The 233-nt window shown below is 60.9% G+C and carries 1 pseudogene; it reads left to right on the forward strand.

The features are described 5' to 3' along the window. Positions 1-21 precede the first annotated feature (21 nt). A pseudogene (locus SB764_RS44855) lies at positions 22-233 on the forward strand (ATP-dependent helicase); the annotation flags it as partial.

A 233-nucleotide genomic window follows, 5' to 3' on the forward strand; every position in this document is an offset into this window, starting at 1 on the left:
GGAACGGGAACAGGTAAGTCCTTGGCTTACCTGATTCCCCTGATCGCCCATTCCATGGTCAGCAACAAACCGACACTGGTGTCCACCGCGACCCTGGCGTTGCAGACGCAGATCGTTGGCCGCGACCTTCCGCGGTTGTTGGAAACGATCAGCCCTGCCCTTGAACGCCCGGTCAACGTTGCGCTCGTCAAAGGCCGGGCCAACTACGTCTGCTTGCAGAAGCTCGACGGCGG

The sequence above is a fragment of the Paraburkholderia sp. SIMBA_027 genome (assembly GCF_046535315.1).
In the GTDB taxonomy this organism is placed as follows: Bacteria; Pseudomonadota; Gammaproteobacteria; order Burkholderiales; family Burkholderiaceae; genus Paraburkholderia; species Paraburkholderia tropica.